We start from the raw sequence: 13,099 nt of genomic DNA, 5'->3' as shown, positions 1-13,099 counted from the left end.
CTTACGTCCGCGCTAATCGCCGAGCCAGGCGATCAGCAGACCACCCAGAGGTCTGGCTACAAAGCCCACCGCAAAGGTTGCGAAGGCAGCAATTGTTGCGCCGCTGTCCATCTGGGAGAAGAACAGGGGACCAATGATAAGACTGGCTGCAGCCCCGTAGAGCGCGTAATCGTACCACTCCACCAGGGTGCCCAACATGGAAGCGAGAAGGGCACGGGAGGCACCCGGTTTAAGGTCGCCGCGAATCGTCGAGGCTGCGCTCATCGCGCCCTCCAATCAAGAGATACATGCTGCGAATTTAGTTCTGATAGTTGACTAACGCCAAGAAGCTGCACGGTGCGCGTCATTTCCTGGGTGAAGATTTCCAGTGCCCTCACAACGCCCTCTGCGCCGCCTGCCATCAGACCGTACAGGTAGGCTCGCCCAATCATCGCACCGTTCGCACCTAGAGCTACCGCTGCAATCACATCAGCGCCAGACATAATGCCGGTATCGATGAGAACCGTGGGTTCATTGCCGATAGCTTCACGCACTGCGGGAAGGGTGTACAGAGGTACAGGAGCCCGATCAAGCTGCCGTCCGCCGTGGTTCGAAAGCACCACACCGTCCGCACCGGCTTCAACAGAAAGCAGGGCATCCTGAGCTGTTTGCACGCCCTTAACCAGAAGCTGGCCAGGCCACTGCGCCCTCAACCAGCTCAAATCTTCGTAGGTGAGGGTGGGGTCAAACATGGACCCAATTTGCTGGATGCTTTGCGTACCTTCACCGAAGTTTGTAAATCCGAGTGGCCGGGTAGTGAGGAAATTAAACCACCACTCCGGTCGGTAGCTAGCGTTAATGACGGTTGCAGGTGTCAGCTTGGGCGGGAACGTCATGCCGTTACGGGCGTCCCTGTGGCGAGCGCCCGCAACAGGGGTGTCAACGGTAACCATCAGCGTGTCGTAACCAGCCTGGGCTGCGCGTTCAATCAGCTCAGAGGCTTTTGAACGGTTCTTCTGCCAGAGGTACAGCTGGAACCATCTGCGCCCGGAGGGCCCTGCCGCAGCAACGTCCTCGATAGTTTCTGTACCCATCGTCGAGAGGGTAAAAGGAATTCCGAAACGGTGGGCAGCCGCAATACCGCCCAGCTCCCCTTCCGCATGCATCATACGGGTAAAGCCCGTAGGAGCGATTGCGAGAGGAAATGCTGACGGTGCTCCGGCAAGCTGCGTAGACAAATCTACGTCGCGCACATTTTTGAGCACTTGGGGGTTAAAGGCGAGATTATCGTAGGCTTCGCGGGCTCTTTGGAGTGAGAGCTCTTTTTCTGCTGCTCCGTCTACGTAGTCAAAGGGGCCTTTAGGGGTCCTGCGCTGAGCAATTGCTCTCAGGTCCCATATATCCTTTGCCGCTTCGAGGCGGACCTTACGGCGGTCTATTGCTGGTGCTTGAAACTTCAGTAAATCTTTCAGCACGTCGGGGGCAGGTAGTTGCCGCTTAAGGCTAACCAACCTGGTCGCTGATATATGACGAGACATACCCTATCCAAAATATTTATACGGGTCGGTACAAATATATACATCATATACCGTTAGCAGTGATAGGTATCACCAGGTTTTGCATCTTGAGAACCAGGGGGCAGAAAGGTTCCAACCCCTGGCTTTCATCACAATCTCTAGACCTTATGCCTACTTTTCGAGGCTTTCTAAAAGCTCCTTCACAAAGGCCTCGTTATCGGCATCCCCAGCGGCGGCGTAGTGCTCCGCCGACCGCTCCAGGTAGCCCTGGGCGGCGTCCGCGTCCCCTTCCTGAGCTGTGACCAGGGCAAGCAGCTGGTAGGTCTCGGCGAGAAAAGCCTGGTCGTCCAGCTCCTCAGCAAAATTGAGGGCTTCGCTGAGCAGGGGGCGGGCAGCGTCCGTATCCCCCACTGCCAACAACCCTTGGGCCTGGGCATTGCGCACGTGCATGAGCTGAACCGTGTGTTTACCCGCGGCGTACAGCTCGTACGCCTGGGCCAGATAACTCTGGGCACCAACTTCATCCTGGGCCTGGCGGGCAAGTCCCGCCAGGGCAACCAGGTTATGGGCCTGACCCTCGGCATTCCCCTGAGCTTCATAGCCGCGCAGCCCCTGGGTGTACCAGGTCTTAGAGCGCTCAAAGTCGTCCAGTTCAGCGTGCAGGGAACCCACCTCGGTGGCGAAGTCGGGCAGCTGCTCGGCATCAGGTTTAGCATCGGCCAGCAGGGCGTGGGCGCGCGTAACTTCTGTGAGAGCTGGCGCGAGATTCCCCAGGTCGCGGTTGACTTCGCTCAAGATTTTCAAGGCAAGAATCTGCCCGAAGACTTCGCCAGCACTCTCAAAACCACCGGCGGCGGTCTGCAGGGCGGGCAGGGCGTCGGCCAATTGCCCGGCAGCGATGAGCTCCTGGGCGCGGGCTAGCTCGCGGTCGGCTTCTTCAAGGGGAGTTAGGTTCTGGGTCATGGCGTCCTAGTGGGTGTGGGCGGACGCGGCAGCCCGGCGCAGGCCCGCTATAGCGGCTTCGAGGTCGTCCGCACCGTAGACAGATGAACCGGCAACAAAGCAGGTGGCACCGGCCTCGGCCGCCCGCACAATTGTTTCTTCGGTGATACCACCGTCAACCTGCAGAATCACCTCAGCCCCTGAGCCCTCAATGGCGGCGGCCGCCCGCTTAATCTTGGGAAGGGTGACGTCAAGGAAGGCCTGGCCGCCGAAGCCCGGTTCAACGGTCATAATCAGGAGCATGTCGAGTTCGCTGAGCATATCCATGTAGGGTTCAACGCCGGTGGCAGGGCGCAGGGCCATGCCCGCCTTAGCACCGCTTTCACGCAGGGTACGGGCCAGCTTGATGGGAGCGATAGCGGCCTCGGCGTGGAAGGTCACTGACTCACACCCAACCTCAGCGTAGGCAGGGGCCCAACGGTCGGCGTCCTCAATCATCAGGTGCACATCAAAAGGAATGGGCGAGACCTCTTTAAGGCGCTTCACAACCGGCAGCCCCCAGGTCAGGTTGGGAACGAAGTGGCCGTCCATCACATCAATGTGGGCGGCGTCAGCGGTCGAGATGGCGGTGAGCTCCTCCCCCAGCCGGGAGAAGTCAGCGCTCAAAATGGAAGGGTTAATCAGGCAGGTCATAGGGATCCTTTCGTTGCCGGTCTTATACCCATCGTAGTGCCGAGAAGGCACAGGGCGCAGAAAGCAAGGCCCGTCACAGTCCAACTGGTGGTTTTGAGGGCTAGCGAATAAGCCGGGCAGACTAAACTTTGTACGGTCTTTTACATACTTATTCAAAGGTTTGGATTATATGAACTCGGTTCTGCTTGCGGTCCTGGTCATGCTCGTCCTCTCCGCAGTACGCGTACACGTCGTCCTGGCGCTCTTCATCGGAGCTCTCGTGGGTGGTCTTGTGGGCGGGCTCGGGCTGGATGGCACCATGGTCGCCTACCAGGAGGGCCTCTCCGGCGGCGCTATGCTGGCGCTCTCCTACGCCCTGCTCGGTGCTTTCGCCATGGCGGTTTCAAGCTCGGGCCTGCCCCAGCTCATCGCCAACGGCATCATTGCCAAGGTCGGCTCAGAAAGCTCAGAGACCAACCATCGCATCGAATACACCGTCAAGTGGCTGCTGCTGGCCGGTATTCTGGCCATGTCGATTATGTCGCAGAACCTGATTCCCGTTCATATCGCCTTCATTCCGCTAATTATTCCGCCCCTGCTGGCTGTCTTTAACCGCCTGAAGCTAGACCGCAGGCTCATTGCCTGTGTGCTCACCTTCGGCTTGGTCACCACCTACATGTACGTGCCCGTAGGCTTCGGCGCGATCTTCTTGAACGATATTCTGCTGGGCAACATCAAACTAGCCGGTATGGATACCAGCGACATCAACGTCATGACCGCTATGGCAATCCCGGCCCTGGGCATGGTCATTGGCCTGCTGATTGCGGTCTTCTTCAGCTACCGTAAGCCCCGCGCCTACCAGACCGTTGAGCTAGCACCCACTGAAACCGTGACCACCGAGGTCAAGAAGTTCAACGTGGTCGTCGCGATCATCGCTATTGTTGCAACCTTCGTGGTTCAGGTAGTCATGCAGTCGATGGGTACCGAGGCCAACTCCCTGCTGGTTGGTGCCCTGGTGGGTCTGACCATCTTCATGGTGACCGGTGCGGTCAAATGGAAGGAGGCCGACGACGTCTTCACCGCGGGTATGCGCATGATGGCCCTGATCGGCTTCATCATGATCTCGGCCCAGGGTTTCGCTGCCGTCATGGACGCCACCGGCGACGTTGACCCCCTGGTGACCACCGTGGCTGACCTCTTCGCGGGCAACAAGGCAGCAGCTGCCATGGCCATGCTGGTAGTGGGCCTGATTGTGACGATGGGTATCGGCTCGTCCTTCTCTACCCTGCCCATCATCACCACCATCTACGTGCCCCTTTGCCTGGCCCTGGGCTTCTCGCCCCTGGCTACGGTTTCTATTATCGGTACCGCAGGTGCCCTGGGCGATGCGGGCTCCCCTGCCTCCGACTCTACCCTGGGCCCCACCGCCGGTTTGAATGTGGACGGCCAGCACGACCACATCCGCGATTCGGTGATTCCCACCTTCATCCACTACAACATCCCCCTGATGATTGCAGGTTGGGTAGCGGCGATGGTTCTCTAGCACCCCAAAAGGACCAGGTAAATCAGAAAAGACCACCTCATTGGTGGTCTTTTCTGATTTACCTGGTCCCTAGTGTTGTGGGGAGCCTAGTTCTTGCGGAAGAGGGCGAAGAACATAGCGTCGGTACCGTGGATGTGCGGCCAGAGCTGGGCAGTTGTAGCCCCATCAGCTAGGGTCGCGCCCTTGGGCGCTTCGGGAGTGAAAGCCGGGTCCAGTTCCCCGGCAAGGACGGACGCCCCCGTCTCGTCCCTACGGGCAACGGCCCGCAGGGCGGCACCGGAGTCCAGCAGGGTTACATCGACCTTACGCAGAATATCGTGCACGATGCTCTGGGTTTCAGCGGTGTGGGGTGAGCAGGTCACGTAGGCAATCAGGCCGCCGGGGCGGGTCACCGAGGCAGCTGCCTTAAACAGGTCGAGTTGCAGGGGCAGCAGTTCAGCGATATCGCGGGGGCTCTTACGCCAGCGGGCTTCGGGGCGGCGGCGCAGGGCGCCCAGACCGGAGCAGGGCACATCGACCATCACTCGGTCAAAGCGCACATCGCTGGGCATTCCCTCGGGCAGGTTGGTACCCGCAGCGACGGTGCGCTCAATCTGGCGGCCGTCACCGGCCACTACCGAGTAGGAGGCGGACGGCAGCGGGGCCAGGGAGCGGCGCACCAGCTCGGCCCGGTGCTCGGCAGCTTCGTTGGCCAGCAGGCGGGCCCCGCGCTGGGCGCCCAGGGCACCGAGCAGGGCAGCCTTACCGCCGGGGCCGGCGCAGAGGTCAAGCCAGTTACTGTCGCTGCCCTCAAGGGGGGCGTCAGCCAGGGCGCGGGCAACCAGCTGGGAGCCGGCGTCCTGGGCTCGCACAACCCCCTCCCGCACCGATTCAAGGCGGGCAAGGTCGCCTGCCGAGTAGAGGGCGGAGCCCTCGACCAGGGGGCCGTCCTCGGCACCGGCGGCGTGGGCTTCGTCCAGGGTTCCCAGGCCCGGCAGAGCGACCAGGTTGACCACGGGTGAGGCGTTGTCGGCATCCAGCAGGGCCTCAACTTCGCCAGGGTTACGGCCGTGGGCAGCCAGAGCCTGACGGAAGGAGCGCACCACCCAGGCCGGGTGAGACTTCTCAAGGGCCAAGCGGGTGAGCTCGTCGGGGGCTTCCTCGGCGATAAGGGCGTACCAGTCTTCGGGGGTTCGCTCAGAAACCCTGCGCAGTACCGCGTTCACAAAGTTAGCCGGGCCGGTGCCGATCTCGGCGCGGGCCAGGGCAACCGTCTGGTTAAGGGCGGCGTGGTCGGGCACGCGCATAGCCACCAGCTGGTGGACGCCCAGGCGCAGCACCAGCAGAATCTTGGTACCGATTTTCTCCACCGGGCGGTCAACGCAGCGGGCCAAAATCGCATCGTAGGTGCCCTGGTTGCGCAGGGTGCCGTAGGTCAGCTCGGTGGCAAAGCCAGCGTCGCGGGCATCAAGCCGGGCAGAGCGAATCGCCTTGGGCAGCACCAGGTTCGCATAGGAGTCGTCCAGAGCAACAGCGCTCAGCACCTCAAAGGCCACGGCGCGGGCCCTATCTGCTGTGCGGGCGCGCTGGGAGGGGGCGGACGCCGAAAACGCCCGGTCCTTGACCGCCTTGCGGTTGCGCTCGTGCCCCTTAGCATTGCGGCGGGTCTCTCCCCCGCCGCCGCGCTTGGCCTGGGGCTCGCCGCCTGGGTTGCGGTTGCCGCGCGAGCCACGGGGGTTCGGGGTGCCCCCGGCCTGCCCCTGCTGGGGGCGGTCATCGCGCTTGCGAGCCCCGCTGCGGCCCTGGCCAGCCCGGTTAGCACCGGAGCGGTTAGCCCCCGCCCGGCCCTTGCCGCCGTTCGAGCGTCCGCCTGCTCCGCGTCCACCTGCGTTCATGCTCATACCAGCACCACTTTCCCTTCTGCCAGGGCCGAGCCCTGACCGCGCGCCCAGTCGGCGGCGTTCATCATTTTCTTGCCTGCAGGTTGCACCTGGGTCAGTTCTAGAGCACCGTCGGCGCAGGTGACGGCCACCTTTTTACCAGCCCAGAAGAGGGTGCCAGGTTCACCGGTCGGAGCCAGGTCAAGAGCCCGCACCATACCAAGCTTGAAGCGAGCGCCATCGAGTTCAGCCCAGGCACCGGGTTCGGGGATGACCCCGCGCACCTGAGCGATAATCTCAGCGGACGGGCGGGTAAAGTCCACTTTCCCGTCGGCGATGGTGAGCTTGGCTGCGTGGGTGGCGTCGCCAGTCTGCGGGGTACCGGTAGCACCGGCAGCGATATCGTCAAAGGTAGCTGCCAGCAGGGCACCGCCGGTTGCGGCCAGACGGTTCAGCATATCCCCGGCGGTATCGAGCTCCCCTACCGTAGCTGATTCAGAGCGGAAAACCGGGCCGGTATCCAGCCCAGCATCAATGCGGAAAGTATTGGAGTAAATCTCGGTTTCCCCCGCCATCAGGGCCCGCTGCACGGGGGCTGCCCCGCGCCAGGCCGGCAGCTGCGAGAAGTGCAGGTTAATCCAGCCCTGGGGCAGCAGGTCGAGGGCGCTCTGCGGCAGCAGGACGCCAAAGGCCACCACCGCCGCAATATCGGCACCCAGCTGCGCAACGGCGTCCGCAACCTCATCGGACCAGCGGTTAGCCTTGACGATGGGCAGGCCCAGCTCCTGGGCACGGGCTGCCACCGGGGACGGGGTCAGTACCCGCTTGCGTCCGACGGGGGCGTCCTCGCGGGTGAGCACCCCCACCACCTCGTAGCCCGCCTCAAGCAGGCCGTTCAGGGGCGCGACGGCGACCTCCGGGGTACCGGCGTAGAGAACCTTCATGCTTACCTTTCCACTCAAACTTTCGAACCAGCAGGTTTAGATACCAAAAGCGCCGGGCTTTTTAGCGGCAGGCTGCTGAGCCCCGCCGGTCTGGGCAGCAGCGCCGAAGGAACCACCCAGGGCACCAAAGCCCGATGAAGTTTTCGCGGCGCGTTCACCCTGCACCGCAGCGGCAACCTGGTTGTAATCTGCCTGGCGAATCTTGCGCCAGATGTTCTTCTTGTCCTCGCCCTCAACCCGGTCGATGAACATGGTGCCGTAGAGGTGGTCGGTTTCGTGCTGGAGCATACGAGCGAAGAGCCCCTCACCCTCGTAGACCACCGGCTCGCCCTTGCAGTTCACGCCGGTCACGCGCGCCCAGTTCTTGCGCGGGGTGGCAGCCGACAGGCCCGGTACCGACAGGCAGCCCTCGCCGCCCTCCTGGGGTTCGTCCCCCACCTCAAGTACGGGGTTGATGATGTGCCCCTCGCGGCCGTCAATATTGCCGAAGGTGAAGATGCGCTTGGAGATACCCACCTGGGGCCCAGCTAGACCTACTCCCTCAACGTCGTACATGGTTTCGAGCATGTCGGCCACCAGTTTTTCCAGGTCGGCGTCAAATACGGTGATGTCGTCGCACTCGGTGCGTAGCACGGGGTCGCCTACGGTGCGAATGGGCAGAATAGTCATGCTTCTCTTTCTCGTCGGTGAGGTTAGGACGCCGCTGCGTCAGGTAGGTCTGTTCCGGTAGCTGCCGGGGGCGGAACTACCGGCATGAGGGAGTCTTCGGGGGTTTCGGAGAGGTCGCGGTTGAGGTCCCAGACCCGTTTGAGGGCGCAGAACTTGTACCAGTTACGTTCTAGTACCCGGGGGTTGGCCTGCTGGGGCACCACCTGGGTTTCACCCAGGGCAACACCCATGAGGATGCTCGCTCCCCCGTGTTGCCAGGGTTCCCAGCTGCCGTGTTCAGCGTCAACCAGTGCTTCTTCTGCTTTGACACCGGCGACCAGCTGCATGACCACTTTATCGTCTAGGGGCTTGACCCGCCCCTTGCGGTCGGTGCCCTTGGTTTTGTAGTCGATAATGCAGGTGTGACCAGCAATTTCGGCGACCAGATCGAGGGTACCGGCATAGCCCACGGTTTCGTTCCAGATGGTCACTTCGGTGGCCAGGGGCTTGGGGCGGTAGAGGTCCCACCACTCGTCAAAGCGGTCTGCGTAGGCCTGTTCCCCGTGGGCGATGAGATTCTCGCGATAGCCCTCTACCTCGTGGGGCAGGCCCATGGCGCGCAGGGCTACCTGTTCCGCGTAATTGTGCACGCGATCGCCCCTGGCTGCTGCGGCGTCCCGGTAGCGTTCTGAGGCTGCCGCCGCGTCCCGAATCACCGCGAACTTGAGCCCGGCTGAACTGGTGGCCCGGTAGGACCGCTGGTCTTCCAGGGCGGCCTTGGCCGCCATATAGCCGTGCCAGCCCGAGAGGTCGTTGGCTTGCTGCCCAATGACCGTAGTGATAGATGGAACCAGTAGCTCCCCGCCAACCGCGCGCGCGTACATGCGACCGTGGTCGGTTGCTGACGCTAGCATGGGTGTGGTCACGCGGCCGTCCTGACGTCGGGGAAAAATCGAAAAAGCGCCCAGCCTTCTCAGCTCTATTTGGCGCTCTATCGATTATACGCGTCTGCTCTGCCAAGTACGAGAGGGCCGATAGGTTAGACCGCTTACCCTAGCTCCACTGGCGAGCGCCAGCCTCAGCCGCTCCCATGGACTCAACAATCTGCTGAACACGGGCGTTAGACTGCTGGGCGTAGGCTTCATCAACGCAGTCACTAGCGGGGCGGCTGGGTGAGGTGATGCAGTAGCGGTAGGACGGGGAGTCAACCATGGTGCTAGAGACCCAGCGCAGGTCGCGCACCTGCCAGGTGCCGCCCTCCCCTCGCTCAAAAATAGGGTTGACCATGATGCCCTCGTTGTTGGCAACGTAGCTGGGTGAAAGCTCGGTGAGGTTATTCCCCATGCCGTAAACAATCCAGGTGTCCTTGTAGTATTCAATGGGCTGCACGGCGTGGGCGTGCTGGCCCACAATCAGGTCGAACTCCCCTGAATCAACGAGAGCGTGTGCCACCTCGACCTGCTGGGCGGAGGGCTCGTGCACGTACTCATCGCCAGCGTGCATGTTGGCAATGACCAGGTCAGCGCCCTCTTCGCGGGCACGGGCAGCCTTAGCAATCATGGCTGCTGAGTCGAGCATATCGACCTGCCAGGAGTGTTCAGGAACGTAACCGTTGAGCCCATAGGTTCCGGTGATAATCGCTACCCGGGCGCCGTTGGCGGTGGTGAAAATATCGGGCTGGGCTGCCTCTTCTTCGGTGAGAGAAGTGCCGGTAACACCCATTCCCGCCGCTTCAACCGCGCGGTAGGTTCGCTCCAGCCCTTCGGTGCCCTGGTCGTAGGAGTGGTTAGATGCCGTCATGCAGACGTCCCACCCGGTTTCAGCGGCCGCCGTCAGAATCTGGGGCGGCACGTTGAAGTTGGGGTAGCCAGAAAAGGGGCCGGAGGCATCAGCGACCACTGTTTCCATCTGGCAGACCGCCAGGTCAGCACGGTCTAGGTAGGGGCGCTGTTCGCTGATGAGGGGGGTGAAGTCCAGGCCCGAGCTACCGGCTGCCGCCGCGTCAGCCTCTGCCTGATCCCAGAGCATATTGTGCATCAGAAAATCACCGGTAAAGAGTAGGGAGACGCAGTCCGCCTCGCCGCAGGCCCCGCCGGCGGCTGAAGCGGTCAGGGTACCCGATTCGCTGGCCTGCCCTGCCTCTGTGGGTTCCGACTGCCCCTGCCCGTCCTGCTGAGCGGCGGCGTCCGCCCCGCTACTTTCCGTCGTCTGCGGGTTGGTCTCCTGCGAGCTACAACCTGCCAGGGCTAGGGTGCTCAGGCAGAGGAAGGCAAAGAGGTGACGGCGCACGGTGGGGTCCTTTCAGCAGGGGTGTTACCACCACAACCCTACCTAAAGGTGCCGCAGGGTACATATTGTTACCAGATGTCTACGCCTGCCAGGGCGTAGGTTGATTCCCCACCCTGCAACTCGATGGACGTTACTGTAGCACCATGCAGCTCATTGGGTAGGGTCAGGCAGATATGAGACTCGCGTATATACCCGCCATTGGCTCACCGCGCAGGTTGCGGGGCCGATAAGAGGCCAGAAGTTTGAGCAGTCGGGCTGTACGCTGGCCGGTGTCTGGCTGGACGTCGATGACGGCGCACCTGCCGATACCTTCACCGGCAACCAGTTGCAGGCCGTGCAGCTCAACTGGCACGCCGCGTCCTGCCTGGAGGGTAAGCGTTTTCCCCTGCCATCTATCTTCAATGTAGGGCGTTGAGGTTTCTACCACCAGGTTGCAGCGCAGCCTGGCCGCTATCTCATCCGGGTTCGGCGGCTGTCCAGGGTTGAGCTGCCGGGCAATCTCGGCCAGAGTGGCGGTGCCGATCAGTGAGAAGGCCCCGGCGTATACCAGGTTCTGCCGGGGTGCGAAGGCCAGGGCCACGGGCTTGCCCAGGTAGGTGCTCAGGGCATCATTGACCGGGTGCTTGTAGACCGCCAGCTGCTTTGTAGCGCCCCAGGAAGTGAAGGTGCTGGTGACAGCCTTGGTGAGGGAGGGAACGGTGTAGCTGCCTGCCCCTGGTATGTGTAGGGTAAGGTCTGTCTTTCCGTCGCGGGCGGTCAGATCGGTGGTAATTCCCATCAGGGTCGGATGGGCAACGGTGCGGAGCACGGTGCGGTCGGCGGGTGAGACGAGGGCCCAGCGGCGGTTGTAGAGGGGGCCGGACGCGGTGATCTCGGCTGTGGTGCGCGCTTGATGGCGAGCGCCTTTGAGGGGGCTGTAACCGAAGTGCGTGACGGTCAGGTGCATGGTTCTAGTCTTGCACAGTGTGGCCTGATGTATGCGGGGCAAGTAAAAGGCTCCCTGGCTGAAGCCGGGGAGCCTTTCTTTGTGCGCGTTAATGGATGGAGCGGCCGGGTGCGAGCGCGCGAGCACTCAAGAGGCCGCGGAATAAGCGAGCTCTGCGAGCTTGGAGAACCAGTGCCTGCTACATGCTAAAGGCTCCCTGGCTGAAGCCGGGGAGCCTTTCTTTGTGCGCGATACTGGGATCGAACCAGTGACCCCTTCCATGTCAAGGAAGTGCGCTACCGCTGCGCCAATCGCGCGTGGAGGTGAGGACGGGATTCGAACCCGCGTACACGGTTTTGCAGACCGTTGCCTAACCACTCGACCACCCCACCACACGCTCAGACCGTGGTCTGAGTTGCGAAAACGAGTTGTTTTCGAGAGAGCGGTTGACGAGACTTGAACTCGCGACATCCACCTTGGCAAGGTGGTGCTCTACCAACTGAGCTACAACCGCAACTCGCATTACTTTACACGAAGCCAGGCAGAGTTTCAACCGAGCTGCCTAGCTCGCTCTACGCCCGCTCAACTTCCCTGCCAGATCGAGGCCGCCCCGTGCGTCCGCCCCCTACACAACGAGCGTGCACCATATCGCCGAGCGTGCATCTTTCTGCCGCACGCTCGGCGATTTAACGCACGCTCGCCAAAAAGCCGCCCCGGCACTAGGTAACTGGCTTCAGCCCGTGGCGCATCAGTAGGTCTTTAAGATTCTCGGGGTGCGCGGTAATGTCGTCCCACCTCACACGCACCACAACGTATCCGAGCTGTTCAAGCTCTCTTTGTCGCAGATGCTCCCGCTGTATCACCCCGGTTGGCTCTCCGTAGGTACCGTCGTATTTGATGGCCCCATCGACTTCTAAGATGAGCTTCAGCTCTTCCCACAGAAAATCTGGCCGATAAACTTTTCCCATAACCACCAGTTTGACCTGCTCTTGCGGCCGGGGAAACTTCCAGTCAATCATGTGGTTTCTGGCAATCGTCTCTGCAGGAGAGGCCGCGTACCGACTCATTCGCTGCGCGATCTGGCGGGCCCGCGCAGCACCTCGCCCACTCACGTTCATCAGCAGTGGTTTCAAAGCAGCCGGCGAGCAGAGCTTACTGTTCAGCATGTAGTCCACGATGCACAGTGCCTCAATCAGAGGAAGGGTGCGGGCACAATCAACCGAGGTCTGCAGCGGGTCGGTCAGGTAGACCTCTTCGTGCAGTAGCGCCCGCTCGCACTCTACTGCTCGATTAGAAAAAATCTTATGATGTGGCGTTCGCGCCCTAATATGCGCCGAGGGCACGCTAGCCCAGATATGGCCAGGCAGACTCAGAAAAGGAGCACCCCAGAACAGTGCCGCCGAGGCATGGCTCAGAACATACCCCGGGTGATTTTTAGCGAATGCGTAGTGTCTGACTTTTAGTTGTTGTTCTGGGGTGAGGGAATTCCATTCGCGCGTTAGGCAGTAGCTGTTGGGGGCAATTTTGGCGTAGACCCCTTGTGCACAATAGGTGCGGACGCGCGTGTGCGAGATCCCTCTCTCGGCAAGTTCTCGTGAGGTTTTGACCCGGTCGCTGAGTTCTTTCATAGCGCTATTGTGAAATGCCTTAGAGCGGGAACCGTTTATTTCTGAAGATTTCAGCGACACTGTGGATAACGCGGGGTTTTCAGCGGCTTTTACCGACTGAGCCGGCAGTTTTCCACAGGTTAAGCGAGCGTGCACCATATCGCCGAGCGTGCA

General features: G+C 61.6%; 12 protein-coding genes and 3 tRNA genes. 1 reads left to right on the top strand and 14 read right to left on the bottom strand.

What is annotated here, in order from left to right:
* Positions 1–12 precede the first annotated feature (12 nt).
* From L6963_RS11130 to rpe, 4 genes are all read right to left on the bottom strand, one after another.
* Positions 13–264, bottom strand: a complete 252-nt coding sequence (locus L6963_RS11130) for a hypothetical protein (RefSeq protein ID WP_237207113.1) — start codon at positions 262–264, stop codon at positions 13–15.
* On the bottom strand, positions 261–1,517 hold the full coding sequence (locus L6963_RS11125; RefSeq protein WP_237207114.1) for an alpha-hydroxy acid oxidase: 1,257 nt from the start codon (positions 1,515–1,517) through the stop codon (positions 261–263). Before L6963_RS11125 ends, L6963_RS11130 begins: the two co-directional genes overlap by 4 nt.
* A gap of 150 nt (positions 1,518–1,667) precedes the next feature.
* Positions 1,668–2,459, bottom strand: coding sequence for a tetratricopeptide repeat protein (locus L6963_RS11120; RefSeq protein WP_237207115.1), 792 nt, complete (start codon positions 2,457–2,459; stop codon positions 1,668–1,670).
* Positions 2,460–2,465: 6 nt separating this feature from the next.
* Positions 2,466–3,131 carry a ribulose-phosphate 3-epimerase gene (rpe, locus tag L6963_RS11115; protein WP_185173050.1) on the bottom strand — a complete coding sequence of 222 codons (666 nt, stop codon included), beginning with the start codon at positions 3,129–3,131 and terminating at the stop codon, positions 2,466–2,468.
* Between the two features lie 169 nt (positions 3,132–3,300).
* Between rpe and L6963_RS11110 the strand changes: the two genes are divergently transcribed.
* Positions 3,301–4,653, top strand: a complete 1,353-nt coding sequence (locus tag L6963_RS11110) for a Na+/H+ antiporter family protein (protein ID WP_237207116.1) — start codon at positions 3,301–3,303, stop codon at positions 4,651–4,653.
* A gap of 86 nt (positions 4,654–4,739) precedes the next feature.
* Here the strand turns inward: L6963_RS11110 and L6963_RS11105 are convergent, their stop codons facing one another.
* The 10 genes from L6963_RS11105 to L6963_RS11060 all read right to left on the bottom strand — a co-directional run.
* Positions 4,740–6,527 carry a transcription antitermination factor NusB gene (locus tag L6963_RS11105; RefSeq protein WP_423816809.1) on the bottom strand — a complete coding sequence of 596 codons (1,788 nt, stop codon included), beginning with the start codon at positions 6,525–6,527 and terminating at the stop codon, positions 4,740–4,742.
* Positions 6,528–6,529: 2 nt separating this feature from the next.
* Positions 6,530–7,456: a methionyl-tRNA formyltransferase gene (gene fmt, locus L6963_RS11100; RefSeq protein WP_237207118.1), complete on the bottom strand. Its 927-nt coding sequence runs from the start codon at positions 7,454–7,456 to the stop codon at positions 6,530–6,532.
* A gap of 36 nt (positions 7,457–7,492) precedes the next feature.
* Positions 7,493–8,125: a peptide deformylase gene (gene def, locus L6963_RS11095; protein ID WP_237207119.1), complete on the bottom strand. Its 633-nt coding sequence runs from the start codon at positions 8,123–8,125 to the stop codon at positions 7,493–7,495.
* 23 nt (positions 8,126–8,148) lie between these two features.
* The gene (locus tag L6963_RS11090; RefSeq protein WP_237195645.1) at positions 8,149–9,030 is read right to left on the bottom strand and encodes a PD-(D/E)XK nuclease family protein; all 882 of its coding nucleotides are present in this window, start codon (positions 9,028–9,030) and stop codon (positions 8,149–8,151) included.
* A 127-nt stretch (positions 9,031–9,157) separates the two neighbouring features.
* Positions 9,158–10,393: a CapA family protein gene (locus tag L6963_RS11085; RefSeq protein ID WP_237207120.1), complete on the bottom strand. Its 1,236-nt coding sequence runs from the start codon at positions 10,391–10,393 to the stop codon at positions 9,158–9,160.
* A 163-nt stretch (positions 10,394–10,556) separates the two neighbouring features.
* Positions 10,557–11,339: an MOSC N-terminal beta barrel domain-containing protein gene (locus L6963_RS11080; RefSeq protein WP_237207121.1), complete on the bottom strand. Its 783-nt coding sequence runs from the start codon at positions 11,337–11,339 to the stop codon at positions 10,557–10,559.
* A gap of 224 nt (positions 11,340–11,563) precedes the next feature.
* Positions 11,564–11,635: transfer RNA gene (locus L6963_RS11075), tRNA-Val, on the bottom strand.
* Position 11,636: 1 nt separating this feature from the next.
* Positions 11,637–11,710, bottom strand: a tRNA-Cys gene (locus L6963_RS11070).
* 49 nt (positions 11,711–11,759) lie between these two features.
* Positions 11,760–11,832, bottom strand: a tRNA-Gly gene (locus tag L6963_RS11065).
* Positions 11,833–12,037: 205 nt separating this feature from the next.
* Positions 12,038–13,099: DUF559 domain-containing protein (locus L6963_RS11060; protein ID WP_237225467.1), on the bottom strand; the 1,062-nt coding region annotated here is incomplete at its 5' end.

The sequence above is a fragment of the Rothia nasimurium genome (assembly GCF_928392795.1).
Classification (GTDB): domain Bacteria; phylum Actinomycetota; class Actinomycetes; order Actinomycetales; family Micrococcaceae; genus Rothia; species Rothia nasimurium_F.
This window is presented reverse-complemented; position numbering and strand designations above follow the sequence as displayed.

What these genes read in the sequence shown, in the direction of transcription:
- L6963_RS11130 (WP_237207113.1), bottom strand. Translation starts at nt 264, where the DNA reads ATGAGCGCAGCCTCGACGATTCGCGGCGACCTTAAACCGGGTGCCTCC.
- L6963_RS11125 (WP_237207114.1), bottom strand. Translation starts at nt 1,517, where the DNA reads ATGTCTCGTCATATATCAGCGACCAGGTTGGTTAGCCTTAAGCGGCAA.
- L6963_RS11120 (WP_237207115.1), bottom strand. Translation starts at nt 2,459, where the DNA reads ATGACCCAGAACCTAACTCCCCTTGAAGAAGCCGACCGCGAGCTAGCC.
- rpe (WP_185173050.1), bottom strand. Translation starts at nt 3,131, where the DNA reads ATGACCTGCCTGATTAACCCTTCCATTTTGAGCGCTGACTTCTCCCGG.
- L6963_RS11110 (WP_237207116.1), top strand. Translation starts at nt 3,301, where the DNA reads ATGAACTCGGTTCTGCTTGCGGTCCTGGTCATGCTCGTCCTCTCCGCA.
- L6963_RS11105 (WP_423816809.1), bottom strand. Translation starts at nt 6,527, where the DNA reads ATGAACGCAGGTGGACGCGGAGCAGGCGGACGCTCGAACGGCGGCAAG.
- fmt (WP_237207118.1), bottom strand. Translation starts at nt 7,456, where the DNA reads ATGAAGGTTCTCTACGCCGGTACCCCGGAGGTCGCCGTCGCGCCCCTG.
- def (WP_237207119.1), bottom strand. Translation starts at nt 8,125, where the DNA reads ATGACTATTCTGCCCATTCGCACCGTAGGCGACCCCGTGCTACGCACC.
- L6963_RS11080 (WP_237207121.1), bottom strand. Translation starts at nt 11,339, where the DNA reads ATGCACCTGACCGTCACGCACTTCGGTTACAGCCCCCTCAAAGGCGCT.